The following is a 24,701-nucleotide window of genomic DNA, read 5'->3' on the forward strand; positions in this document are numbered from 1 at the left end:
ATCAGGTGATGTCGATCAGTTCTGCTTCAGTGATATCGATCGATTCACCGAAAGCATCCTTGGTCGCACTGGTTGTCATCTGTTCAGTCAGATCACGATCTTCCATAACATCCTTGATCCGCTCGATGTACCTGTCCATATCCCGGTCAATCATAGCCTCAAGCACATGGCGGTATTCACGCAGGGTTGAAGGACTGATCCCGAGTTCCTCGCTGATCTCCTTCATGGTCTTTCCTGAGGTCATGAGTTCTTCCATCTTGAACCGGTCAAATGGCATCTTGAAATCAAGTTCACGGAAGAGTTTCATTCTGACACGAGCACGTGCCACGGTCTTAGACAATTTTTCGTCACCCAGATCACGGGCTATCTCAGTATCATTCTTTCCTGCATGATATGCGCAGATGAGCTTTGCAAGCTGGATGGGACGCAGTTTTGTCTTGAAGATACCCTGATCGAGCAGTTCACGCATAATAAGTGCGATCTCCCGCTCAACTGCGTCACTATCACGAAGAGTGCCGTGGATCTTCTTCATCGGCTCCACAATCTGTGTGTTGCCGGTCATATTGGTAAACAACTGTAAAAGTTGCTCTTTTTTCTGGATCTCTTCAGGCATGGGATATCACACTGGTAGGGATACCGATATAGATGCCGTTTAAATTATTTAAGTTTGTTGGAATTTTTCGGAAAATTGACCGATATTCCTTTTAACTAACTTATAATGACGCTGAATTTCTCCCTAATGCGACTCCTCTGATCCCTCCTATCGGGATATGCCTGATGGAGCTGGCGGCATTGCCCCAATCCCCGGGATGAAGAATACTCCGGAATCTATATGCTCTGAATTTACTAATATGTCTAGATATTTCTGATATTGAGGTGTCATTCGCGGTGGTTTCAAAGGCAGATAAAAAGTCGCAGGTTCCGGAGAACGATATCTATGATCAGGTCATTGATCTTGCCAGGCGACGTGGTTTTGTCTGGCCGTCATCTGAGTGTTATGGATCGGTTGCGGGTTTCATCGATTATGGCCCGCTCGGAACCCTTCTTAAACGACGGATTGAAAACCTGTGGCGCCAGTTCTACGTAGTATCAGAAGGATACTATGAAATTGAGTGCCCGACCATCGGTCAGGAAGCCATCTATATTGCATCAGGTCATGTGGGTGGGTTTGCTGACAAAATGTGTCAGTGCCCGGCTTGTGAAGAATATCTTCGTGCAGACCATGTTGCCGAGGCTCACAATGTTCCTGATGCTTCGGTCCTGAATGCAGCCGAACTCCAGAAGGCGATCTGTGGGCTCCCTTGCCCTGCCTGCGGAGAAAAACTTGAAAACATCGAGGTGTTTGCCTTCAACCTCATGTTCCAGACCTCCATCGGGCCCGGTTCACAGCGGAAAGGCTATCTCCGGCCCGAGACCGCCCAGGGAATTTTCGTAGACTTTGGTCGTCTGCTCCGGTTTTATCGTGATCGCCTTCCCTTTGGAACTGTCCAGATCGGCAAATCATACCGGAATGAGATCTCACCACGCCAGGGTATGATCAGGCTTCGTGAGTTCACCCAGGCAGAGGCCGAGATCTTTGTCCATCCTGAAGAAAAGAACCACCCGAACTTTTCCCGGTATGCTGACTACTCATTCCCTCTCTTCTCATACCAGCAGCAACAGGCAGGTGGAGAAGCCAGGGTTTACACCATGAAAGACGCGGTTGCCCAGGGAGTTATTGCCAATGAGTATGTTGCATACTACCTAGCGCTTACTCATGACCTGCTTACCACCATCGGGGTAAAACCTGAAAAGCTCAGGTTCAGACAACATCTCCCCGACGAACGTGCACATTATGCCGAGGATTGCTGGGATGCTGAAATCCGTTCAGAACGGTTTGGATGGGTTGAGACGGTTGGTATTGCTGACCGTACCGATTATGATCTCAACGCCCATGCCGAAGAGAGTGGCGATTCTTTTACAGTCTATATCCAGTTTGCAGAACCAAAGCGTGAACGTCGCAAAGTCATCTCTGCGAATATGGGTGTGCTTGGTCCTCAGTACAGGGGTAAGGCAAAAGCGATAGCAGATGCCCTTGCAACTGTAACCCCCGGCCCTGACGGTGCAACGGTTACCGTTGACGGGGAAGAATATTTTGTTCCATCTCATCTCTTTGAGATTTCTGAGCAGGATGTGGATGTTCGCGGGACAGATGTCAGACCGCATGTGATTGAACCAAGTTACGGGATTGATAGGATGATCTATGCAGTCCTTGAACACTCCTTTGATGAAGAGGACGTAGATGGAGAAGTCAGAAAGGTGATGCGGTTCCCGTTCAGAATCGCTCCGGTTCAGGTAGCGGTTCTCCCCCTCATGGCTCGTGACGGGCTTGACACAATAGCACGTGAGATCACCCACACATTGCATGGTCATGAGATATTGGCAGAGTATGATGACTCCGGTGCAATCGGCAGACGATACCGCAGACAGGATGAAGTGGGAACTCCTCTGGCAATCACCGTTGATTATGATACCAAAGAGGATCAGACTGTGACCCTTCGTGAGCGTGACAGTATGAAACAGGTACGGGTAAAGATTACTGATCTCCCACTGCTCATATCCGGTCTCATCAAGGGTCAGAAGACCTTTTTAGATATTTCATCCTGATGGAATACATCAATCATCCTCTTATTCACCCTGACCGGCTCGAAAAGCGTACCTACCAGTTTTCAATTGCGATGCGGGCATTAGATGGTAACACTCTGGTGGTCATCCCCACCGGTCTTGGCAAGACTGCCGTTGCCCTCATTGTTGCTGCTTCAAGGCTCTATAGCATGGGTGGCAAGGTTCTGATGCTTGCCCCAACAAAACCACTTGTAGAGCAACATCTCCGGTATTTTCAGAGTCATCTTAATCTCCCTGAAGCCACAGAAAAAAGTTGTGTGATCTTCACCGGGGAAGCAGCTCCAGCAGTGAGAACTGCTGAGTGGGATGCAGCAACAGTGATCCTGGCTACCCCCCAGGTAGTGAAGAATGATCTGATTGCCGGTCGGTATTCACTTCACGATGTCTCTTTGCTTGTGGTAGATGAAGCACATCGTGCAGTGGGCAATTATGCATACGTGTTCCTGGTTGAACGGTACATGGAGAGTGCCATCCAGCCGCTTGTCCTTGCGATGACTGCGTCACCTGGGGGAAATCAGGAGAAGGTAGCAGACATTGTTGAAAACCTGCATATTGTTCATGTAGAGACCAGGTCAGAAGCTGACCCTGATGTCAGGCCCTATGTGCATGAAAAAGAAGTTGAGATCATCAATGTCAGCCTTCCTGATGAGCTAAAACAATGTCTTACATATCTCTATGATCTGATAGAGAGCCGTCTCTCCCAGCTCCGGGAGATGGGCCTGCCTGCTCCGGACAGGAAAAATCTCTCGATGAAGGCATTGCAGGAACTCAACGCTCTCATTCAGCAGCGAATAGCCGAACGTGACGCAACCGGGTATGTTGCAGCAAGCATTCATGCCGAGTGTATGAAGCTTCGCCATGCGGTGGGGCTGGCAGAGTCACAGGGATGTCTGGTGCTCAAAGGGTATCTGCAAAAACTTTCTGCAGAAGGAAAGACACCCGGTGGATCAAAAGCAAGCAAACGCATTGCAGAAGATCCCAGTTTTGGTGAACTTTTAAGCCGTGCAGAAGGATGGGAGGAAGAATGCCATCCAAAACTTCTTGCACTTCCATCGCTTGTTGAGCAGATACTTGAGGAGCATCCTGAAAGCCGGGTTATTGTCTTTGCCACATACCGGGACACGGTTAGAATGATTGTTGAGATGCTTTCTGCCCGTGGAATAACTGCAGAGCGATTTGTTGGTCAGGCAACCAAGGATAGTGAAAAGGGTCTGTCGCAGAAAAAACAGATAGCTGCTCTTAAACGATTCAGGGAGGGTGAGTTCAGGGTTCTCGTTGCAACTTCTGTTGGAGAAGAGGGGCTTGACATTCCCTCAACAGATGTTGTCATCTTTTACGAACCGGTTCCCTCAGAGATACGAAGCATTCAGCGGAAAGGGAGAACCGGCCGGCATGGCACTGGCCGGATCATTGTGATGGTTACCCGGGGGACAAGTGATGAGATCTCACGGTTCACATCGGTGCGAAAAGAACGGGCTATGGCAAAACAGATGTCCGGTCTTGGGAAGCGGATGAAGAATGAATTTCAGTCAGCACTATCACTGAGTCCTGAAGAGATTGCCAGGGATCGCGCTGAACAGGAGCAGCATTTCGGTCCTCAAATTGTGGTAGATGATCGGGAACTCGTCTCTAAAGTGACTGAACATCTCTCTGCTGCCGATGCGAGGATCAGTGTTGAACGCCTTCCCGTGGGTGACTACCGTATCGGTGAACGTATCCTTGTTGAGCGTAAGACTGCCCGGGATTTTGTGGATACCCTGATAGAGCGTGATCTGCTCGGACAGATCAGACAGATGGCAGCGAATTGTACAAAGCCGGTATTGATCATTGAGGGTGGTGATCTCTACTGTCAGCGAGATATTCATCCAAATGCTATTCGGGGAGCGCTTGCTGCAATCGGGATAAACTTTGGTGTGACAATTTTCTCTGTTTCTGATCCCGGGGAGACCGCCGAACTCCTTCTGGTTCTTGCGCGCCGTGAATCAGAAGATGGAACAGCCGAGCGTACCCTACCATTGAAACATACATATCAAGGTAATCATGAGGCACAGGAAGCGATTATTACCGCATTTCCTGAAATCGGACTCAAACATGCCCGGTCTTTATTGTCTGCGTTCGGTTCAGTTCAGGCTATAATGCAGGCTGAACGAGATGATCTTCTTAAAGTCCCGGGGATCGGCATAAAAAAAGCAGAGAGGATTTACGAGTTGTCCCGGTTACCATACCTCTGATTCAGTATTGAGTACGCTTCTGCAACTTCTTTCAATGCATGGGTTAGTTCAGCAATATTGCGTGAATTTGTTTCCTCTTCAATGCTAATGAGCAGATATTTGAAAGTTTGTTCAAATAGTTCATCGAGATTAATGTCCATTTCTGATATCTGGGTCTCTGAATTTTTAAACCTGGGTTCCGTATTATGACTTCTGGATACTGAATCTCCTTTGTTTTCACCCATTGCTTCGAGATCTGACTCCTTACATACTACGCACGATGTTTCACCTTTATATTCAAAGAGCGGGGAGCCGCAATTCTGACATGTCTTTGCAAGCATCTTTCCTCCCTTGAGAAGATACTCTGCCATGATCTCATCTGGTTTTCTCATAACTTCACTATAGTTTTATGAGGGGCCGTAAGTAATAATAAGAGAAGCTCTCTCACGGGTGATAGCATGCCAAATCCGGAACAGACGGTAGATAACTGTATACAGATGCTTTCCGCCATTATTGATGACGGAACGATTCCGCGCAATATCAGGCGGGTCGCTGACGAGACACGTACCCTTTTACAAAATAAAGATAAGCAGGTTGGCCTCAGGGCAGCCGAAGCGATATCCAAGATTGACGAGATCAGTAATGATTCTAATATGCCGATGCACGCAAGAACCCGTGTATGGGAATTGGTCTCTAACCTTGAGACAGTCCCTCTAGATTAATCGTTGTGCTTAGGCTTTCCGCCTACTGAATAATCAGTATCTTTGCAAAACGCGTATGCCGGTAACTCCGGCATCGATTTTTTTTGATCCTTAGTTTCGGTATTTTACCTTCAATGTTGTAGGTAGTAGGTCTTTTAGCAAATTTGCCTATAGGAGCCAAAAGAAAAAAAATGTGTTTCTTATGGTGATGGATAGAATCACCATCCGGGAAAATAGGGGGTTAGTTGAGTTTTTTGATAACTTTGTTTGCTATCTTAAGGGCACAGTAATCCCCACACATTGTGCAGGCTTCCCTGTCAGCAGGCATCCGTTCAGATCTGATTTTGCGTGCCCGCTCCGGGTTGATAGCAAGATTGTACTGAGCATCCCAGTCAAGGTCCCGCCGTGCATGACCCATAGCCAGGTCCTGATCCCGCTTCTTCAGTTTGATCATGTCACCAACATGAGCTGCAATTCTACTGCTCATCACACCTTCATACACATCTTCCACATTTGGCAGGGCAAGGTGTTCTGCTGGAGTGACGTAGCAGATAAAGTCAGCACCATATGAGGATGACATGGCGGCTCCGATGGCTGCTACCCGGTCATCATACCCTGGAGCAATATCGGTTACTATGGGTCCGAGCATGTAGAAGGGTTTGTTTCCAGACATCCGCTTCATCAGTTTCACATTGGTCTCAATCTCATCGACAGGGACATGACCGGGTCCTTCTACAATTACCTGAATTCCCTGCTCGTGAGCCTTGTCTCCGAGCTCGGCATTGATGATTAACTCCTGGATCTGAGCACGGTCAGTCGCATCATGCACAGCACCTGCTCGCATACCGTTTCCGGTTGAGAGCGTGACTTCATGCTCTTTAAGGATTTCACACAGGTAATCAAACTCTGCAAAGAGTGGGTTTTCTTTGTCGTTGTGGAGCATCCATGCGGTAAGAAATGCACCGCCCCGTGAACAGAGGCCGCCGTGCCTTCCCTGGCGCTGCAGTCGTTCAAGAGTGATTTTGTTGATACCTGTGTGGATAGCCATGAAGTTGGTACCAAGTTTTGCCTGTTCGGCAGTGATCCTGAAGAGATCATCTTCACGCATATGGATTACTGCACCGTCCTTGCGTGCTGCCTCGATAAATGCCTGGTACAAGGGTACTGATCCTACTGAAAGGCTTGTTGCTTCAACAACACGCCTACGGATATCGAAAAAGTCACCGCCGGTTGAGAGTTCCATTAAGGTATCAGCGCCTGCCCTCTCACCTGCTTTTGCTTTTTCTACCTCCATATCCACATCAACAATATCTGAGGAAGTCCCTATAGAGCAGTTAACTTTGGTACGAAGTCCTTCTCCGATACCACAGACTTTCACTTTACGGTAAGGAGACACCGGGATGACAATATGTCCTGCAGCGATTCCACGGCGGATATAATCTTCAGTTACACCTTCCTGGGCTGCAACGACCTTCATCTCTTCGGTGATGATGCCTCTCCTGGCATCCTCAACTATTGACATACCTCATATGTACTATAATAAGATACATAAAGGCTCGGTTTTTGAAAAGGGGACTCCAATTTGGTTTCTCGCAACGCAAGTAAAATTGCTTTGTGGTTTTATGTTTTCACCATCATGATCCTACAGGCCATCACCAATGAAAACAGTGATGAAAACCGGGAACCAATCTGTTACCGCAGTGACAGATCCAGTCTGTATAAACTTTGCCGGCTTTGTCCCTCTCAGTACCGTTGACTGGCGGGGAAGATCCGTTTGTGTCATCTTCTTCAGGGGATGTCCGGTCAGGTGCTGGTACTGCCAGAACCCTGGTATTCAGAGTGGAACTGATATTAAGGACTGTATGGAGATTCTCTCCATGATTAGGTCTGCCGAACTTCTGATAAGTGGGGTGGTCTTTTCAGGTGGCGAGGCGACGATGCAGCCCGATGCACTTCGGTTCCTGGCAGAGCATGTAAAACGGATGGGGCTCGTTACAGGTTTACATACAAACGGGGTGTTTCCTGAAGTTCTGGCAGATTTGATCTCTAAAAGGTTGATCGACCTCGTCGCCCTCGATATCAAACCGGACTGGAATCTTAACACCGTAAAAGGGAAAGAACGGGCACTCGGGGATGAAGTAAAACGTTCACTAGCACTATGTTCATCCGGGTATCGTGAAGGGTCTCTGCCAAAATTCGAGGTGGTATTGACACTTTTTCCGGGAAGCAGTGAACAGGTAGCATCAGTTGTTCCAGATGTTGCTTTAGATGTAGACCTGGTGCTTCAACAGGGAGAGTATACCGGGATCCGGGCCCTCCAGTTTGAAGACCTTACCGCAATAGCAGATGAGCTTCATCGTCCTGTGCGAATACGGACCAGAGAGCAAGGGGAGATATGGTATGAAGGTAATAGGAATTGTAGGAATGCCGGGATCCGGGAAGGGTGAGTTTTCTGCTGTGTCTGCCGAACTTGGTATCCCGGTAGTGGTAATGGGTGATGTCATCAGGGAAGAAGTAAAAAAAGAAGGGCTTCCTCCAGTTGATGCCAGCATGGGAATTGTGGCAAGACGACTGAGGGAACAGTATGGCATGGCTGCCATCGCTCATGTCTGCATCCCGGTCATCGAGTCACAGAACTCGCAGGTGGTTTTGATCGATGGTATCAGAGGAGATGCCGAGGTGAAGGTGTTTGCTGAACATTTTCCTGACTTCATCCTTATTGCGATTGATTCACCTCTGGAAACCCGGTATGACAGGCTCAAAGTGCGTGGACGATCTGATGACCTGAAAAATATTTCAGAATTACATACCCGGGATGAACGGGAGTCATCGTTTGGTCTTCGAGAGGCGATGGGCCTTGCTACGATGCGGGTTCAAAATACAGGCACCCTGGACGAGTACCGCTGTACTGTCCGTTCTACCCTTGAGCAGATAGCAGGAGCATCATGAGTATTTCCCCCTATTTTGGATCCTCAGCAAAAGTATGGGATGAGATAGACTGGATATTTGGTATTGAAGAGGCAGGGTTTTCTGGCTGGGAGGTATGTGCTGATGGAAATTATCATTTCAGCAGGCCTGACTCTTATCACTCTGTAATTGAAACTCTGGCAAGTACGTCCCTTAAGGTCACAGTTCATGCACCGTATGGTGATCTGAATCCGGCTGCTATTAACGAGCCGATCTGGATGGAAACAGTTCAGCAGATATCTGAGTGTATCAGGAAAGCAGCAGCAATCACCGATCGGGTAACCATTCATCCAGGATATCTCTCATGTACAGGAAAACTCGTACCAGATAAGGTCTGGCTTCTCCAAAAAGAAGCTCTTCGCGAGTTTGGAAAAGTGGCACAAGAATATGGAGTAACTGCCTGTATTGAGAATATGCCTAACATTCCCGATTTTCTTTGTCATTATCCTGAGGAAATCCTTGGTCTCATCGAGGATATTGAAGGGATAGGGCTTACCATAGACTTTGGTCATGCAAACACCCTTGGAAAGGTGGATGGATTCAGAAAATACCTGAGCCAAGCATCCCATGTCCATATTCATGACAACAATGGCAAATCTGATGAGCATCTACCTATTGGTGCCGGAACCATCAACTGGAAACGTCTCTCAAAAGATCTTCTTGAACATTATTCCGGTGTAGTGGTGGTAGAAGGTCGCTCAATTGAGGAAGCAAAGGTGTCATTTGATCAGATTCGGAGGTGGGGATCATAGCTGGCGAGACACTACAGGTTTTTTTCCTGGGAACGTCCGGGGCCCTTCCGACGATTTCACGGAATCTACCCTGTATTTTGCTTAAATGGGGTTCTCATGATCTCCTGTTTGATTGTGGGGAAGGCGCCCAGCGTCAGATGATGAAAGCCAGGACTGGTTTTTCATTTGAATCTGTGTTTATCACTCACTGGCATGCTGATCACTTCCTTGGCATCATCGGTCTCCTTCAGACGATGTCATTTTCTGGTAGGGAAGAACCCCTCGTGATATACGGTCCTGACACGGTTCATGAGATGGTTGATGATATCAAGCAGATCTGCAGGAGTAGGATTAAGTTTCAGGTTGAGTCAAGGCGTGTCAGGCCTGGTGATTCACTCGGATTTGATGGGTATACTATTCATGCGGTGGCAACTGATCACGGAATTCCCGGACTTTCCTATATCTTTGAAGAAGACAAGCGCCCGGGAAGGTTCAACCGTGAGCTTGCTGTAAGTCTGGGTGTTCGGCCCGGTCCTCTCTTTGGTAGGCTTCAACGGGGAGAGAGTGTGCAGATTGTCGTTGACGGGCAGGAACGTTTGATAACTCCTGAAATGATTATGGGAGAGCGGCGTCTAGGCAGGAAGATCATCTATACCGGAGATACAAGACCGAACCTGTCTGAACTTGCACCAATGGGAGAGGAAGCGGACCTCCTGATTCATGACGCCACTTTTGATGATACTGAACTTGACCGTGCACGAGAATTTATGCACTCAACAGCCGGTGAAGCAGGTCGGGTTGCAGCAGCACTGAAAGCCGGACGCCTGGCTCTTTTCCATATCAGCACCAGGTATACATCTGCCGATCAGCACCTTGTTGATGCACGAAAAAAATATTATGGTGAACTTCTCGCACCTGATGATCTGGTCATGCTAGATATTCCGTTTTCTGACCGGACTTCCCAACCCTTTGAAGTAACATAACCGCACTTATAGCAAGGGGAACAAATTCTCCGGTTTCAACCGGCTATTCTCCTGTTGCATGGTTGAATTTAAGTTCCTCAAGTTACCACTATACTACCATCGGTTGTTTGCTTTGCCCTGCACTCCTCCCGTAACCGGGGTTTTTTCAGCTTCTTGTCTGATCGCAGAGGCCGGCCGAATATCGGTGGATAGTTCGTATGCCAAAAGGAACAGAGACAATTGTATACAGCCTTGGAGATGGGTGCAGTCTTGCTGATGTGGTTGTCGGCAAGACCTATGCAGGCACTGTCCAGGGGTTTGCCGCGTTCGGAACCTTTGTGTTCCTGAATAGTTCAACCAAAGGACTCGTTCATAAAAGCAATATGCTTACCAGTCATCAGGAAGGGGATTCTATTCTGGTACGGGTAGGCAATGTCAGGGATAACGGAAATATTGACCTCGAAGAGGTCATCATCACCTCATATCAGGTTCAGCCAGTGATCTGCAAAAAGCGTGCGATTCAACTTGGCGAACTGAAAGGTAAGGTTGGTCGCAGGGTGATGGTTGAGTGCGTGGTCGCCCAGATCAAACAAACATCAGGTCCTACCATCTTCACACTTGTGGATGCCAGCGGTTCTGAAAATGCTGCTGGGTTTGTAGAGGCCGGTAAAAGAGCATTTCCTGATGCAAGCCAGGGAAGTGTAGTCCGGGCAACCGGGGAAATCATGCAGCGTGGAGGTCAGATCCAGATCGAACTGGAAAATCTGACAGTACTTCGCGGACCTGAAGCAGATGAAGTCCTTGCAGGTATTGAACAGGCTATAGATGCACGGGCTGAACCACCTGAAGTTCCACTTCTTGTTGAAAGTGAAGTGCTTGAGAAACTCAGGCCTGCAATGCGAAAGATCGCAAAGATCATCAGGCGTGCTGTCTTCACCGCACAGCCGATTCTTCTTCGGCACCATGCTGATGCAGACGGGATATGTTCAGCTGTATCAATTGAACAGGCTGTTATCTCCCTGATCAATGAATCCGGAGGAGATTATGACTCTGATTATTATCTCTTCAAGCGGGCACCTTCCAAGGCTCCTTTCTATGAGATAGAGGACATAGTCAGGGATCTCGATTATGCCACCAGGGATAATGTCAGGTTTGGCCAGAAAATGCCACTCGTCCTCCTGACTGATAATGGATCAACGGAAGAGGATTTGCCTGCCATGAAGATGGCAAAGGTGTACGGTATTCCAATGATCGTCTTTGATCACCACCATCCTGATGAGATCGTCGATCAGTACCTCGAGGCGCATGTAAACCCATATCATGTCGGTGGAGATTATGGGATCACTGCCGGTATGCTTGGTACCGAGATTGCCCGTTTGATCTGCCCATCTGTTGATCGTCAGATCCGTCATGTCGCCGCAGTAGCGGGTGTAGCAGACCGTAGTGAAGCACCAGAGCGAAGCAGGTACCTGGAACTGAATGCAGACCGGTTTTCAGAGGAAGAATGTAAGAGAATCGCTCTGGCTCTTGACTACATTCAGTTTTATCTCCGGTTTAACGATGGAAAGGAACTGATAAAAGATATTCTGGACCTGAATGACAATCATGAGCGTCATCTTGAGATGGTGAAACTCCTTGAGGATGAAGCCAACATTGCGATTACCGATCAGGTTAAGACCTGCATGCCGCACGTCGGGCATACGGTCCTTAGCAATGGTGCTCACCTCTTTACAATCGATGTAGAGATTCATGCTCATAAATTCACATTCCCTCCACCAGGCAAGACCTGTGGAGAAGTTCATGATCGACTCTGCCAGCAATATGCCGGTGAACCAGTTGTAACCCTTGGATTTGGGCCTGATTTTGTTGTTCTCAGATCCCGGGGTGTGTTCATGAACATACCAAGGATGGTCAGAGAACTACGTGATGATCTTCCAGGAGCCGGAGTAAATGGCGGTGGACATCTTGTGGTCGGCAGTATAAAATTCGTTGAAGGAATGCGTTCAGAAGTTACAGAAAAACTATCTGAAAAGATTGCTCAGTTTTCTACAGTAGAATAATTTCCATTTTTCTATTGTATTCTTACATGATCAATCATTATTATTCAAGCATCTTTATATGTCTGAACTCTGATTTCTTACTACGCTGATGGAGGCTGTATAATGCCATCACACACATGTTTGAGAGAGAAGTACAATGAGACGCAGACGCGACTCATAACTTATCTCCGGAATGGTCTTGGTTCTGGCAGACATTACTTTAAGTCCAAATACATAGCAAAAGATTTGGGTCTGTCGTCCAAGGAGGTAGGCACCAACATGGCGATCCTGGCAGAAATCTGTCATGAAATCTCCATAGTCAGGTGGAGCTATTCAAACAGCACCACCTGGATGGTCAGTCCTGCAAAGAATTAAACTCTTTTTGCGCCAATAACTGGGTCTGATGAAGACCATTGTCAGCTTTGAATCATCTCTGGAGTTTGTTGGTGATATCAACGACCAGAAAGATTGTCTTATGTCTCAGGATAATACTCAAGATGATCCTGGTACGCTCTGGTTCAATATTGATGTGCCCAAAGGTCATGGCCTCGTTCCTGGTGACCGGGTGCGAGTGACCGTCGAAAAATTATAATTCCATTTTATTGTAATGCTCCTGTATTCTGTGTATAATTAATACTTCTGGATTTTCATATGAACAGATCCCTATATGGCTGGTTTAAATGTCTGATTGAGATTGGTCTTCTCCTTCTGACTAATGGTATTGCAAATTATCTTTTTATCAGGCATTACACGTACTATAGCGATGACTGGTCGGATGTGATAACCTCCCCTGATTCTTCCAGGACATATTTGTCCGTGTTATCAGATTGTCAGCGTCCGATTCAGTTTGCATTAAAAAAACTGGCATTTTCATTTCACGGGGCAGATGCACTTTCATTGCAACTTGCAGGCCTCGTTCTCTCTTCAATTTTTCTCATCCTGCTATACCTGATAATCAGAAAAATTGCTACCGATTTTGGATATCTGTCATATCTTCCTTTTGTAAGTTGCCTATTGTATGTAGTGATGTGGAATAAGGATGAGGCATATCCCTGGATTATTGTTTCAATCTGTAATGAAGTGGGATTCCTCTTCTTTGCTGGTTCAATTCTCTGTTATTTATACCGGGATAAACGATTTTTTCTCCCGGTATCATTACTCTTCTATTTCCTTGGTCTTTTAACATATGAAACCGGAATTGCAATTCCTGTATTATTTCTGGTATATGATCTCCTCAAAGGCCGGAAGATTAGGGACTCTCTTTATTACCTGTTCCCACTAGGTCTGGTGATGCTGATCCGGACTACTCAGTGGTTTGGGTTTGGGTATGTACGATATGGTCATGATGTTTCCAGTTTTGATCCAACTGTTATTCTTCTCCATACTGGTCTCTTCATTTTTACATCACTTCTGATACTTTCCAATCAGGTACAATTTTCTGTAATGGGATGGATGCAGGTCACTCCATTACAGGGATTCGGTATTCTTGCCTGTAATATTCTTCTGATACTTATCATTTCATTCTACCTCCGTCTGTACCGGTTTGTTGAGCGGGGCTCTTTCAGATATCTGCTAATTCTTATTACCGGGCTTGTAGTAACTTCAGTTCCAATTATCCTGACAACCGGCGGTACTCCGACCCGTGGGTATATTCTGATAGATATTTTTGTAGCTACCTTGGTAGCGTATCTTGGCATCCGGGCATGTGGTGCAAAATATGCCCGAGTTGTACTCATGGCTCTCATCTTCTGTTCTCTTTTAATCTGCCAGGGGTTGTATGTAAACTGGGTAGAATCTGGTGAAATTTCAGATAATGTGGCTGGTTATATCTGTTCGCATTCTGGTGAGATCGGTAAATATCCATATCTCTATGTCAATTCAACTGATTTTGTTAAAAATGCCCCAAATAGTCTGGGAACTGCTTATCATCCGACACGGGAGGATTTGTTCAGGTTGAAAAGAGATGTTCTTGGCAATCAGTTTGATGATCTGATCACAAAACTTGGGAATGAAGATGTGATAACCCGGATTGATTCAGGGTATGTTCAATATTATAATGCCAAATGTCTAGACCAATGGGCTTTTGATGGAATGCTGAAAAAGTGCGGGTTACGGAATGTAACGTTGATATATGGTGGAAACTGGTATGGAAATTTCCCTACATATGCCGGGAATAATCAGATCAGATACCAGCAGTATGATAATTACCACCCAACTGGACCTGAAGTGACTATCCCACGATCAAAGGTATATGAGATTACATGGGATCGTATAACCAGTTCAGATTTAAAACCGACACTTACCCTTTTTTAAGTGGATAGAGTCCGTTACTGCGTTTTACCAGGTAGTATGCCGCTCCAAGACTTAACATGAGAAGACTCAGCCCGATGAGGTGGGAATTCGTTGCTTCTGAAGTGTCAAGAACAATCACTTTTCTGGCAACTGCGATGACGGCCACCATGATGATCACCTCGACATGTATGACATTTTCCCGGAGGTATGCAAGGATGGTTTCAAAGAATTCAATCCCTATCAATACCAGAAGAAACAGGCTGAAGATTGAGAGTACTTCCTTATTTTCAAGTAAGGGAAAGACCTGTTGATCGAAGATGTATGTAAAAATTATGTATGCAAGATCCATTACCGAGGCTATTAGAACAATTCCAAGGAGGAATAGCAATATTCCATAGAGTGTTTTTTCAAATCCTGTGATGAGTTTGATCATTATCTTGAAAGTACGTAGTTTCCCGCAGAGAAGAATATTACGTGAAAGGAATAAGGATGATGAGGGGTAACCTCATCCGTGATCCAAAGGCATCTTTCTTATGCCTTGTGGTGAGAAAAGAGATTGAAGTTAATTTCTGTGCGTCTCCCCATGCTGGGAGATATCAAGACCCACATATTCTTCTTCCTCGCTTACACGCAGTCCAATCAGTTTGTCAACAATGATGGCGAGGATCCAGGTTCCAATAAACGAGTATGCGAGTATGATAAAAGCACCGCCGAGCTGTAGAATGAGCTGATGACCGTTTCCTGCAATGAGCCCGTTTACCCCTCCTACTGCTGCAGAGGCAAAAATTCCTACAGATATCGTTCCCCAGAGTCCACCGGTTCCGTGGATTGCCCAGGCATCCAGACTTTCATCCCACTTTTGTTCAAGTCTGAATACTAAGGCAAAATAACAGAGAAATCCTGAAACCGCTCCGATAACAACTGCTTCCATCGGGCCGACAAACCCTGCTGCCGGAGTTATTGCCCCGAGTCCTGCGATGGTGCCCGATATCATGGAAAGTGAGCTTGGCTTGCCTTTGTACCACGATACAAACATGTACGAGAATGTCCCCGCTGCTGCAGCAATGTTGGTCACTATGAATGCGTTAACTGCAATGTTGTTCACTGCTAAGGCGCTTCCTGCATTAAAACCAAACCAGCCAAACCAGAGGATAGCACCACCGATGAGTGTCATCGGGATATTGCTGGGTTGAAGAGAGTACTCTCCAAAACCTCTGCGTTTGCCGATAACGAATGCCAGTGCAAGGGCTGAAAATCCAGCACAAATATGAACGCCTATACCTCCGGCAAAATCGAGCACTCCTATCTGCTGGGCCCATCCTCCTCCCCAGATCCAGTGTGCCACAGGATCATAGATCAACGTTGTCCAGATGAGGCCGAGCAGAAGGAAAGAAGAAAGTTTGATCCTTTCTGCCACGGCTGAAGTTACAATGGCAAGGGTGATGGCTGCAAATGCCATCTGAAACATCATAAAAACCAGTTTTGGGATATTGTCTCCTTCCATGGTAACGCCTGCAAGACCAATATGTTCCAAGCTGCCTATCAGACCCCCAAAGTCAGATCCAAATGCAAGTGAATACCCGAAAAATATCCACTGGAGAGAGACCAATGCAAATGAGATGAAAGAAAGGGTTAGCATTGATATGATATTCTTTCGGTGCACAAGTCCGGCATAAAATAACCCGACTCCAAAGGTCATAAAGATGACAAGTGTTGTGCAAATTAGCACAAATCCCGTGTCGACATAGTTTATCGGCATTTACCACCTGCGTTAACGCTAAATATTCAGAGTTTATCATGAAACCGGCGAATGAATATCCGGTGATTGATTTATTTCTGAATAATATCTGCGATGAGAGAAAGAAGTTTATTTCCTCCTAATATAATCTTTTGTATGTGGTGATCAATATTGCATCCTGTTATGCTCATCAGGTTCGTTAAGGTAGTAATGAGTTCAACTCATGATTTTTATTTTAATTTGAAATTGTCAACGGGAAAAATTGATACCTGATAATTATGAATATATAGATACTATGAATCGCCGATATCTGATGATCGTCATAGTTTTCAGTACAATAATTCTTCTTCTGATAGCTAGCCAAGTTGCGGCAAAAACCGTCTGGAGTATTGCTGATCCAAGTGATCCAAAAAATTCGGCTCTGATTTCTGAAGCAGAATCTAAAGGATATTGGAATTTTGCCTATGATGATGCCGCCCCTTTCGTTACTGCAGGTTTGTACTGTTGCTGGTGGGAACGGTGGTACAAGTGGAATAAATTTAGTGAGTGGAAAGATGCCCAGGCTAATACTCTGAACTTAGGAAAATCGGTGGATACCAAGAGTTTCACTCCTGGATCAGTTGGTTCCTCTGAAGTCAAGGCTTCTCCAACATTGACTCAAATTCAGCCTGAAGACGGATACTGTCCAAGCTGTTGTTCTATCTGCGACGATGATACTGCGATGGATCTTCAGGCGAGATCTGACGCTATCATGGCGAAGAAGCCCTGGCTGACTGAAGGGAAAAACACAGGGACGACCTCAACTGGCACAACTGAAATGGCTAAATCGATGGTAACTGCATCACCAACAGTGGCACAAATGACTTTTTCAGATGCAATATAATCTTTAAGGTAGTTTCATTTTTTTGGGATAATAATAACTAAAATAAAAATGATGTTTCCTTATGTTTTTTTTTATTTTTTCATTATTCAATTATTATTAAAATCTGATTTTCGTTGTAAAAAGAGATATTTTTTAAGTTCTATAGAGAGGTATCTGAATAATTAAAAAGCAACTTTAAATCATAAAATAGGTAACCTAAAATAAATCGAACTTGAAACTTTCATTGCCATCCATTGATGACTTAACAAACGTCTTACGGTTTAGAATGATAAGAATAACAAAAAATTGCTGTCGAATATCAGAATGTGATGTATAAAAAAGAATTTGTAATTTTTTGCTTTCTATATTTTTTATGTCCTCTTCATTTTTTTATTATTGGTGAAGGGAATGGATATGGTATTCAAGGTTTTTTATTCCGGTATCAGATAACACCCCAAGGAAACAGTTTTATATCGATTATAAATGAGATTCGATATGTGTTTTCAGGCCTAATTGATGGAAAAAGTGGATTTTCAATCATATTTTGGGTCTTTGGTTCATTTCTTTTCTCATTAGCTTTTTTTTTGTTTTTATATAATTATAATCTATTCACACGAAAAAAATTTTTTTTAATCTTTAGTTTGATGGTTATTTCCGGTATTTGTTTATTATTATCTTGTGTTATTCAATATGGAATTTTCTTTAATGGTCCAGCAGGTGTCTCAATCTTGATTGGTCTACCCTTCCTCATGTATTTTGCATGGATATTTTTTATAGGCAATAATCAATGTTCTGCTTAACAAGTATTGGATAAAATATACTCAAAAAATGCTTTTATAGCAGGAAGTAGACAAGGATATTGATCAAAGAGATTGCTTGAATAGTTTATTATTATTAACTGTGAGAATTGCCATAATAATGGAAGAACAATAAGAATTGGAAGTAAGAGATAAATTATTTTATTCGTTTTAAGAATAATAATTTCGAAATAGAATAATATTGTTAATATTCCTAAAATCGAAAAAATCAATGAACCAATAATAACATTGATCCAAAGAAAAAAATCAGAATAATCAAAGTACGGATATGATCTTGCTGTTATTCCTATAATGATAAATATTCCTATCAAGGTAAAAATCGCGATTCTCTTTACCATTTTTTGGAGACAAAATGAAGAAATCTTGAATTTCAGAAGAATAATAAGACCAATCAAAGATAATGGTAAATATAGTGGACTTAAATATCTGACATCTGGATAAATACCGACACTATTTCCTAAATTTCCAATTGATGTTAAATAAGCTAGAATTGTCGTTACTGATAAACTTCCCAAAATGAAAATTATTTGAATTTCTATTAGTTGTATTTTTGGTTTTATATATATGATTAGAATGGGTAAAACTAACATTGATAGAAAGAAAATTGGCGTCAAAGCAAAGATAGGTAGTTTCAAAGATTCTGGAAATAATAAAACTGAAAAAATACCACTAAACAAGTTTTCTCCAGGTGTCATTCGTTGAATGAAGACGAATGTTATATTTATTAGGGTATGAAGACCAGTTTCAATTATATTTTGATCTGAAATTCCATAGTAATTTAATGAAGCATTACTTTCGGTAATAATCTCATATCCACTAATGGTTTGCCATGGCATTTTAAGGACGTTTCCCATAACAATGTAGTTATTAATAAATAGTGGTATTAAACCGATAAGATAGGAGAATGGTGATAGTAAGATGATTAATATTGATTTTAAATTTTTATGAATTTCTAATTGTATTCCTATTAATGGGAGATACGTTGTACATAATCCCAAAAAAATAAAAGAACCATATTCAGGTCTGATCCATGTAAGCAATCCAGATATTATAAATGTGGTAATTCCAAACCAGGGATCCTTTGTTTTCATGTGGAGGAGAATGCTGTATATTAGAAGGGCGAAAAAAAACATGATGTCAAGGTGGTCTTTTACAGTGTTCGTCCAAAAAATAGAAGAGGAGCAACATATGCAAGTCACTGAACTAAATATGACTCTGTTTGGTTGGATGAATAACAATTTATTAATTGAGAAAATGAGTTGAAAGTATGCTGCTAGTATAAGGATATGGTAAAGAATAACAGCTAGGATCTCTACTGAATCTGTATTGTTTGTAGTTGCTATTTGGCTGTAATATAATATGTTCAAAAATAAAAAAATAAATATTGATGATAATACTAAAAGTTTTTTTCTGGTAGTGACCTTGAATGTTACTGAAGATAAAAATTCTCTAAATTTTTCTCTGGAAATGTTCTTTTGATTGAAATTATTAAAGCAGTTCTTTCCAACTAATGAAAATTCTTCTTCAGTCATCAAGCAGGGCTGTATGGATTTTTTAACTTCGTGGTTATTTTCATTCCATTTTAGAAATACGAGAAAAGCCAATGAAAACCAAATAATAATAAAAAAATAGGGTATATTTCCATCACTAAATTTTACTATCCAAAGCATTGGCGTCGAAAAAAGTGGCAAATATGATGTGTAAGGTAATATATTTTTTCGAATTTCAAAGTATTTATAGGGAGTCCCATTTGAAAAAGTACCATATTTACCTTCATTGAAAAGTATTTGAGATCCGTGTGATAATTGATTGAGTTGGTTTACGGTAATCCATTCATCATTAAGGAACATTATTGGATGAATAAATATTAAGGCTATTAAGAAAATGATGGGTAACAGTATTTTCAAGTTCATTGTATCAGGTTATAATAATTACGTTAATATGTGATCTTCCATCATTGTTTAATTATTATTATCAGAATATTATGAAATTAAGTAGAATTTTTGAAATCATTAGTTTTTTATACTGACTAAAAACCGATTAGAATATCTGGTACAATATGGAAGTTCTTTAAGTTTTTAATCAATGGTATTTCAAGAATAAAAAACTCCTTTGAATAACAACTTGGACGATATAATAATTTTAATATTATTATAATAATTAAATTACATCTATCTAATAAAAAAAGAAAAAAATTAATTATTGTTATACTGATGTATCAACAACAACTTGCTTACTTCCATCTTTAAAGGTTGCAGTAACCACTACCTTTGATTTGGCAGTTTGGGAAGCACCCCCTATCGTTTTATATGATCCTATTGTTGTTGGCCCAGCTGTTCCCGTAGATCCATCAATTGACACAAGCGTTGAACTTATATCTGCGCTATCCTTCCCTCCCTGAGAGGTAACAATAACTTGTGTAGTTGATGAAGATGATCTTTCAACGGTGAAAGCTACATTTTTTGTTTTTTGGACATTCCCTGTCATACCAAAAACAAATGCTGCAATCACTGCTGCCAGAATAACTGTGATTGCCACCATCAGAATAACACCAATAACCGGAGATACTGCTTCTTCTTTTTTCGTATACATGTCGCACCTCCTGAGTGCGTATCAACTCTAAGATTTTAATATATTTGAATATTCCTTATTACTCTTATCATTATGCAATTTTAATACTGGGTTTATATACTTTATTTAAATAAAACTCTCTTAAAAGCCATCCAATTTTTACTGTTAAGAAAAGGTAATTATCTTCTTTGGAATATAATATTTTAGTTCGACTAGGGAGGTTTATTTAGGCCTTATAATAGCAATACCCGTTTACTCTTCATTATTGCCTCTCTAAATTCCTGTGTTATCTTTCGTGAGTCAATAACATCCGTGAAAATTGGTAGATCTGAATCAAACAATTTCTCTTTTAATTAAGGTGAGATCGGTTTATTACCTTCAATGTAATGATCCGAATCAGACCCACGATGGTTAGTCCCCTCTCCAATGGATCTAAATGTATATACGCTTAAAGACACTCATGAAAAATATCAAGAAGACTCAATAGTCTCCATCACTCATAACAAACATTACCAACTACCACTTCCCGATAGAAATCTTTGCTTCGATGACTTCTTTGATATTACAGGTATACACTTTATTTCCCTCTTCATCCTGTAACACTAAAACATCATTATCCAAAGAAGTGAGGTTAAGTATATAATATCATATTCTTTGAAAAAAAGGCACATCAGTTTGTTCTTTTATTATTGCACCCCTCCCGGATTGATCATTCTCATTCCACCTGAACCTGCTATTGCCTCTTTGATAGCCTTTGTTACAATATCCTTACCTAATCTGCAGGATTCTGCAACTCCATATCCTTGTGCCATAAACCCGGTAACCGCAGCCGAGAAACAACACCCTGATCCATGTACCTGGTATGGCATCCGGGGAGAGGTGAGCCTGGTTACTCCATTCCTATCAATCAGGAGATCCACTGACTCATCACCGGTTCCATGACCGCCTTTCACAACCACGGCCTCTGTTCCAAGATCCAGGATTTTCATCCCTGCTTCAATCATGGATCCATCATCTATAATTCTCATTCCGGCTAAAACCTCCGCCTCTGGTATATTCGGAGTTACTGCGGTAGCTCGTGGAAGAAGTACCTCTTTCATGCACCTAATTGCTGATTCATCCAACAACCGGTGCCCTGATGTGGAGATCATCACCGGATCTACAATCAGTGGAATGGTTTCGGGCAGGGTCTGTACCACTGTGTGGATGATTTCAGCTGTAGAAAGCATCCCGGTCTTTACTGCTCCTGGTGTGATATCCTCAAGCAGGGTTGCGATCTGGTTTCTCACTACATGACATTCCATGGACCAGACACCTGACACCCGAGTGGCGTTCTGTGCAGTAAGGGCTGTTACCACTGCCATTCCCCAGACACCCACTTCAGCAAATGTCTTCAGGTCAACCTGAATACCGGCGCCTCCTGAAGGATCTGAACCGGCAATTGTGAGGGCAGTATGAAATGTGCATGTCATATGGATCAAAAACCAGTAATTGTCGGATTATTTCAGTAGGTATTAGTGGGTATTCTTCACGCTCATGGGATAAATGAGATAGGTTCATCTCCAATAACTAGGGAATAGTGGTTATGTTATTTAGAAAAGATCTCATCCTGGCACTATTATGTATCACAGTTCTCTGTACCTGGTGCGGTGCAGAGTTTCAGGGGGGAAATCATGTGGGTCCTGTCTCTTCTGATCCACCCATCTCACTCACTGACCCTACCGGACCTGTAAATTCTCCATCACCGATCTCTCCAAACCCTCCCTGGCAAAATCCGGTTTCTCATCCTAGTGTTGCAAGCAACATTCAAACTCTGATCCCCATGCCTGGCCCACGGACACCGATTTCAAATCCCTACCCTGCTCCTCTGTCACCGGTTGTTGCAGATGAGCATTTTCTTAGCCCTGACTATCGCCGGCCCGTGAGTAACCCATACCCGGTCTGTAATAATCCTTCTGGATACAGGTATGTGTCGCATTCATACTCGGATTACTATTATCCTAATTACCCATATTATTCAAATTATCCGTATTACTCTTCTAACTATTATTATCGCTCAGGTTCACTTCAGATACTGAGTTCTCCTTATGGTGCTTCAGTGTATCTGAACAATAAATATAGAGGACGGACTCCCCGTACCGGATATCTTGACATCTCCTCACTCCAGCCAGGAACCTACGATCTGTTAATACAGTACGATAATTATCTTCCGTATACAAGCACGGTCTTTGTTGAACGAGGCCAGGTCAGAACTATCAATGTTGTGCTAAACCAGGACACTCAGCAGGGCCCCTCCACTGGTTCGATACAGATACAATCTGAACCCGCTGATGCACAAGTATTCCTAAATAATCAGTTTATGGGTATAACTCCTGTCTACCTTTCCGACCTGGCACCTGGTGATTATACTCTCACTCTTCAGAAAGAGGGTTATGCCTCGTATGTCAGTGTAGTAAAGATCGTTGAAGGACAGACCCTGCCGATATCAGCAGTTTTGAGTGGGGTTCCAACACAACCGCCAACTCCTGTTCCAACATCCACTCCAGTCCCATCACAAACACCTCTGCCAGCTCCGACACGTGCCGGTTTGCCAGTTATGGTGGTGTTGCTGGGGATTGCTGCCGGGATGATCTGTATTTCCCGGCGATAACCGGGGAGAAAGTTCCTTTTTTAAATTAAAAAAAGGCAAAGAAAGTGGGATTAGTAACTCCGGCCGACCAGGGTCATAACAGAATCCGGCTTTCCGCAGATCACACAGGTTCCGGATCCATTACCAATAAGCTCTGACCTAACTTCTGTTCCTAGGATACTGGCATCTGCCGCTTCCTCTATCCGGTCAGCACACTCTTTACATCCACACCAGTGAACGGCTGCAACACCCTTTGTGATAACTTCCTTCAGGCCAGTGATGTCTTCCACCGGGAAGAGATGATCTTTTATGTGCTGCACTGCCCGGGTAGTCATCGCTTCACTCATGGCAGCCATCTTCATCTGGACTCCACTAATGAAATCTTCCCGTGAAATGGTTGACTTCTCACCAAAGCGTGTAACAGCAGTTACTACCCCATTGTCGATATCCCGTGGGCCGATCTCAATCCTGAGTGGGACACCGCGAAGTTCCCAGTAGTAATATTTCGCCCCTGGACGGAGGTCACGGGTATCAACCTTGACCCGGTATCCTGCTGTCACGAGTTCTTTTTTAAGTACTTCAGCTGCTTCAAGGACTTCTTCTTCACGCTTCTTCATGATCACCGGTACAATGACTACCTGCGTTGGGGCTACTTCAGCAGGCAGAGCGAGGCCCCGGTCATCACCGTGCAAACTGATGAGGGCTGCGATGGATCGTTCTGATATCCCATAACAGGTCTGATAGCAATATTGCTGTTCACCTGCGAGATTTTCGTAGCAGATCGAGAAGGTTCTAGAGAAGTGATCACCAAGGTGATGGACTGTTCCAATCTGAAGAGTCCTCCCATCCGGCATGATCGTGTCCACGGCAATTGTATAATCTGCACCAGGGAACTTATCCCAGTCTGGTCGTTTTGAGATCAGGACCGGGATGCACATCCTGTCGTAAAACTCGCGATACAAAGCGATCGCCTCTTCGACAGTCTTTTCTGCATCTTCCCAGGTAGCATGAACGGTGTGTGCTTCTTTAAACGAGGTGATCTCTCTAAGCCGAATCAACGGTCGTGTATGCTTGGTCTCATACCTGAACGTGTTGACGATCTGGTACACTTTTATTGGAAGGTCAGCATGAGATCTGACCCAGAGGGCGTACATCGGATAGATAGCCGTCTCACTTGTTGGACGCAGGGCAAGCTTAACATCAAGAGGACTGGTTCCTCCGTGGGTAACCCAGTATACCTCCTCTTCAAATCCCTTGATGTGTTCTGCCTCTTTCATGAACTCATTTTCAGGAATGAGCAATGGGAAAAGCGCCTCTTCATGGTCACGATCAAGCAGTTCACGCAGAACTCCGTATACTCTCTTGCGGATCCCAAACCCGAATGGGAACCAGACGTAGAGTCCTTTTACGGGGTAGCGTACATCCATGATCTCTGCACGCCATAAAATATCGTTGTACCATTCTGAGAATTCCGCCTTTGGCGGGAGAGTTGCCTCTTGCTCTTCCATTACACAGCT

General features: G+C 43.8%; 22 protein-coding genes. 13 read left to right on the forward strand and 9 right to left on the reverse strand.

Features of this window, described 5'->3' with window-relative positions; translation table 11 throughout:
• Window position 1: 1 nt before the first annotated feature.
• Entirely contained in the window at window positions 2-613 is a 612-nt protein-coding gene (locus DK846_RS11915; protein ID WP_109969174.1) for a helix-turn-helix domain-containing protein, read from the reverse strand.
• A 263-nt stretch (window positions 614-876) separates the two neighbouring features.
• On the opposite strand from DK846_RS11915, the gene glyS reads away from it, so the two are divergent.
• Both glyS and DK846_RS11925 read left to right on the forward strand, forming a co-directional pair.
• On the forward strand, window positions 877-2,646 hold the full coding sequence (gene glyS / locus DK846_RS11920) for a glycine--tRNA ligase (protein ID WP_245926538.1): 1,770 nt from the start codon (window positions 877-879) through the stop codon (window positions 2,644-2,646).
• A complete protein-coding gene (locus DK846_RS11925; RefSeq protein WP_109969175.1) occupies window positions 2,646-4,895 on the forward strand; it encodes a DEAD/DEAH box helicase in 2,250 nt (749 codons plus the stop codon). The genes glyS and DK846_RS11925 overlap by 1 nt, the downstream gene beginning before the upstream one ends.
• Here the strand turns inward: DK846_RS11925 and DK846_RS11930 are convergent.
• Entirely contained in the window at window positions 4,865-5,266 is a 402-nt protein-coding gene (locus DK846_RS11930) for an Sjogren's syndrome/scleroderma autoantigen 1 family protein (RefSeq protein ID WP_109969176.1), read from the reverse strand. The genes DK846_RS11925 and DK846_RS11930 overlap by 31 nt on opposite strands.
• A gap of 66 nt (window positions 5,267-5,332) precedes the next feature.
• On the opposite strand from DK846_RS11930, the gene DK846_RS11935 reads away from it, so the two are divergent.
• A complete protein-coding gene (locus DK846_RS11935) occupies window positions 5,333-5,596 on the forward strand; it encodes a UPF0147 family protein (protein ID WP_109969177.1) in 264 nt (87 codons plus the stop codon).
• A 220-nt stretch (window positions 5,597-5,816) separates the two neighbouring features.
• On the opposite strand, the gene thiC is transcribed toward DK846_RS11935, so the two are convergent.
• Window positions 5,817-7,097: a phosphomethylpyrimidine synthase ThiC gene (gene thiC / locus DK846_RS11940; protein WP_109969178.1), complete on the reverse strand. Its 1,281-nt coding sequence runs from the start codon at window positions 7,095-7,097 to the stop codon at window positions 5,817-5,819.
• A gap of 148 nt (window positions 7,098-7,245) precedes the next feature.
• Here thiC and DK846_RS11945 point away from each other — a divergent pair, with 148 nt between their 5' ends.
• From DK846_RS11945 to DK846_RS11980, 8 genes are all read left to right on the forward strand, one after another.
• Window positions 7,246-8,022 carry an anaerobic ribonucleoside-triphosphate reductase activating protein gene (locus DK846_RS11945; protein ID WP_109969348.1) on the forward strand — a complete coding sequence of 259 codons (777 nt, stop codon included), beginning with the start codon at window positions 7,246-7,248 and terminating at the stop codon, window positions 8,020-8,022.
• A complete protein-coding gene (locus tag DK846_RS11950) occupies window positions 7,976-8,524 on the forward strand; it encodes a dephospho-CoA kinase (protein WP_109969179.1) in 549 nt (182 codons plus the stop codon). The genes DK846_RS11945 and DK846_RS11950 overlap by 47 nt, the downstream gene beginning before the upstream one ends.
• Entirely contained in the window at window positions 8,521-9,294 is a 774-nt protein-coding gene (locus tag DK846_RS11955) for a sugar phosphate isomerase/epimerase family protein (protein WP_109969180.1), read from the forward strand. The genes DK846_RS11950 and DK846_RS11955 overlap by 4 nt, the downstream gene beginning before the upstream one ends.
• Window positions 9,282-10,256 carry a ribonuclease Z gene (gene rnz, locus DK846_RS11960; protein ID WP_109969181.1) on the forward strand — a complete coding sequence of 325 codons (975 nt, stop codon included), beginning with the start codon at window positions 9,282-9,284 and terminating at the stop codon, window positions 10,254-10,256. Before DK846_RS11955 ends, rnz begins: the two co-directional genes overlap by 13 nt.
• A 197-nt stretch (window positions 10,257-10,453) precedes the next feature.
• On the forward strand, window positions 10,454-12,295 hold the full coding sequence (locus DK846_RS11965) for a DHH family phosphoesterase (RefSeq protein ID WP_109969182.1): 1,842 nt from the start codon (window positions 10,454-10,456) through the stop codon (window positions 12,293-12,295).
• A 102-nt stretch (window positions 12,296-12,397) separates the two neighbouring features.
• Window positions 12,398-12,649 (forward strand): DUF7123 family protein, encoded by a 252-nt coding sequence (locus tag DK846_RS18045; RefSeq protein ID WP_109969183.1) that lies wholly within the window; start codon window positions 12,398-12,400, stop codon window positions 12,647-12,649.
• Between the two features lie 28 nt (window positions 12,650-12,677).
• Window positions 12,678-12,866, forward strand: a complete 189-nt coding sequence (locus DK846_RS11975; RefSeq protein WP_109969184.1) for a hypothetical protein — start codon at window positions 12,678-12,680, stop codon at window positions 12,864-12,866.
• Window positions 12,867-12,925: 59 nt separating this feature from the next.
• Complete coding sequence (locus tag DK846_RS11980) at window positions 12,926-14,587, forward strand: hypothetical protein (protein ID WP_109969185.1); 1,662 nt, start codon at window positions 12,926-12,928, stop codon at window positions 14,585-14,587.
• Here DK846_RS11980 and DK846_RS11985 read toward each other — a convergent pair.
• A complete protein-coding gene (locus DK846_RS11985; protein ID WP_109969186.1) occupies window positions 14,574-14,999 on the reverse strand; it encodes a phosphate-starvation-inducible PsiE family protein in 426 nt (141 codons plus the stop codon). The two genes, DK846_RS11980 and DK846_RS11985, sit on opposite strands and share 14 nt — an antisense overlap.
• A gap of 129 nt (window positions 15,000-15,128) precedes the next feature.
• The gene (locus DK846_RS11990) at window positions 15,129-16,325 is read right to left on the reverse strand and encodes an ammonium transporter (RefSeq protein WP_109969187.1); all 1,197 of its coding nucleotides are present in this window, start codon (window positions 16,323-16,325) and stop codon (window positions 15,129-15,131) included.
• A gap of 292 nt (window positions 16,326-16,617) precedes the next feature.
• Here DK846_RS11990 and DK846_RS11995 point away from each other — a divergent pair, with 292 nt between their 5' ends.
• The gene (locus tag DK846_RS11995) at window positions 16,618-17,187 is read left to right on the forward strand and encodes a hypothetical protein (protein WP_146201213.1); all 570 of its coding nucleotides are present in this window, start codon (window positions 16,618-16,620) and stop codon (window positions 17,185-17,187) included.
• A gap of 775 nt (window positions 17,188-17,962) precedes the next feature.
• On the opposite strand, the gene DK846_RS12005 is transcribed toward DK846_RS11995, so the two are convergent.
• The 3 genes from DK846_RS12005 to thiD all read right to left on the reverse strand — a co-directional run bounded on the left by DK846_RS12005 (window position 17,963) and on the right by thiD (window position 22,027).
• Entirely contained in the window at window positions 17,963-19,897 is a 1,935-nt protein-coding gene (locus DK846_RS12005) for a hypothetical protein (RefSeq protein WP_109969190.1), read from the reverse strand.
• A 292-nt stretch (window positions 19,898-20,189) separates the two neighbouring features.
• On the reverse strand, window positions 20,190-20,576 hold the full coding sequence (locus tag DK846_RS12010; protein WP_109969191.1) for a type IV pilin N-terminal domain-containing protein: 387 nt from the start codon (window positions 20,574-20,576) through the stop codon (window positions 20,190-20,192).
• 665 nt (window positions 20,577-21,241) lie between these two features.
• The gene (gene thiD, locus DK846_RS12015; RefSeq protein WP_109969192.1) at window positions 21,242-22,027 is read right to left on the reverse strand and encodes a bifunctional hydroxymethylpyrimidine kinase/phosphomethylpyrimidine kinase; all 786 of its coding nucleotides are present in this window, start codon (window positions 22,025-22,027) and stop codon (window positions 21,242-21,244) included.
• Between the two features lie 113 nt (window positions 22,028-22,140).
• Between thiD and DK846_RS12020 the strand changes: the two genes are divergently transcribed.
• Window positions 22,141-23,205, forward strand: a complete 1,065-nt coding sequence (locus DK846_RS12020) for a PEGA domain-containing protein (protein WP_109969193.1) — start codon at window positions 22,141-22,143, stop codon at window positions 23,203-23,205.
• 50 nt (window positions 23,206-23,255) lie between these two features.
• Here the strand turns inward: DK846_RS12020 and proS are convergent, their stop codons facing one another.
• Window positions 23,256-24,692, reverse strand: coding sequence for a proline--tRNA ligase (gene proS / locus DK846_RS12025; protein ID WP_109969194.1), 1,437 nt, complete (start codon window positions 24,690-24,692; stop codon window positions 23,256-23,258).
• Between the last annotated feature and the right edge of the window lie 9 nt (window positions 24,693-24,701).

The organism is Methanospirillum lacunae (genome assembly GCF_003173355.1).
Taxonomy (GTDB): Archaea; Halobacteriota; Methanomicrobia; order Methanomicrobiales; family Methanospirillaceae; genus Methanospirillum; species Methanospirillum lacunae.

Excerpts from the sequence above, each read along its gene's own strand:
- DK846_RS11945 (WP_109969348.1), top strand. The coding sequence starts at position 7,246 with ATGAAAACCGGGAACCAATCTGTTACCGCAGTGACAGATCCAGTCTGT.
- thiD (WP_109969192.1), bottom strand. The coding sequence starts at position 22,027 with ATGACATGCACATTTCATACTGCCCTCACAATTGCCGGTTCAGATCCT.
- DK846_RS11980 (WP_109969185.1), top strand. The coding sequence starts at position 12,926 with ATGAACAGATCCCTATATGGCTGGTTTAAATGTCTGATTGAGATTGGT.
- DK846_RS11975 (WP_109969184.1), top strand. The coding sequence starts at position 12,678 with ATGAAGACCATTGTCAGCTTTGAATCATCTCTGGAGTTTGTTGGTGAT.
- DK846_RS11995 (WP_146201213.1), top strand. The coding sequence starts at position 16,618 with ATGATCGTCATAGTTTTCAGTACAATAATTCTTCTTCTGATAGCTAGC.
- DK846_RS12010 (WP_109969191.1), bottom strand. The coding sequence starts at position 20,576 with ATGTATACGAAAAAAGAAGAAGCAGTATCTCCGGTTATTGGTGTTATT.
- DK846_RS12005 (WP_109969190.1), bottom strand. The coding sequence starts at position 19,897 with ATGAACTTGAAAATACTGTTACCCATCATTTTCTTAATAGCCTTAATA.
- DK846_RS11925 (WP_109969175.1), top strand. The coding sequence starts at position 2,646 with ATGGAATACATCAATCATCCTCTTATTCACCCTGACCGGCTCGAAAAG.
- DK846_RS11915 (WP_109969174.1), bottom strand. The coding sequence starts at position 613 with ATGCCTGAAGAGATCCAGAAAAAAGAGCAACTTTTACAGTTGTTTACC.
- DK846_RS12020 (WP_109969193.1), top strand. The coding sequence starts at position 22,141 with ATGTTATTTAGAAAAGATCTCATCCTGGCACTATTATGTATCACAGTT.
- DK846_RS11955 (WP_109969180.1), top strand. The coding sequence starts at position 8,521 with ATGAGTATTTCCCCCTATTTTGGATCCTCAGCAAAAGTATGGGATGAG.
- DK846_RS11985 (WP_109969186.1), bottom strand. The coding sequence starts at position 14,999 with ATGATCAAACTCATCACAGGATTTGAAAAAACACTCTATGGAATATTG.
- DK846_RS18045 (WP_109969183.1), top strand. The coding sequence starts at position 12,398 with ATGCCATCACACACATGTTTGAGAGAGAAGTACAATGAGACGCAGACG.
- DK846_RS11965 (WP_109969182.1), top strand. The coding sequence starts at position 10,454 with ATGCCAAAAGGAACAGAGACAATTGTATACAGCCTTGGAGATGGGTGC.
- DK846_RS11950 (WP_109969179.1), top strand. The coding sequence starts at position 7,976 with ATGAAGGTAATAGGAATTGTAGGAATGCCGGGATCCGGGAAGGGTGAG.
- proS (WP_109969194.1), bottom strand. The coding sequence starts at position 24,692 with ATGGAAGAGCAAGAGGCAACTCTCCCGCCAAAGGCGGAATTCTCAGAA.
- DK846_RS11930 (WP_109969176.1), bottom strand. The coding sequence starts at position 5,266 with ATGAGAAAACCAGATGAGATCATGGCAGAGTATCTTCTCAAGGGAGGA.
- DK846_RS11935 (WP_109969177.1), top strand. The coding sequence starts at position 5,333 with ATGCCAAATCCGGAACAGACGGTAGATAACTGTATACAGATGCTTTCC.
- DK846_RS11990 (WP_109969187.1), bottom strand. The coding sequence starts at position 16,325 with ATGCCGATAAACTATGTCGACACGGGATTTGTGCTAATTTGCACAACA.
- thiC (WP_109969178.1), bottom strand. The coding sequence starts at position 7,097 with ATGTCAATAGTTGAGGATGCCAGGAGAGGCATCATCACCGAAGAGATG.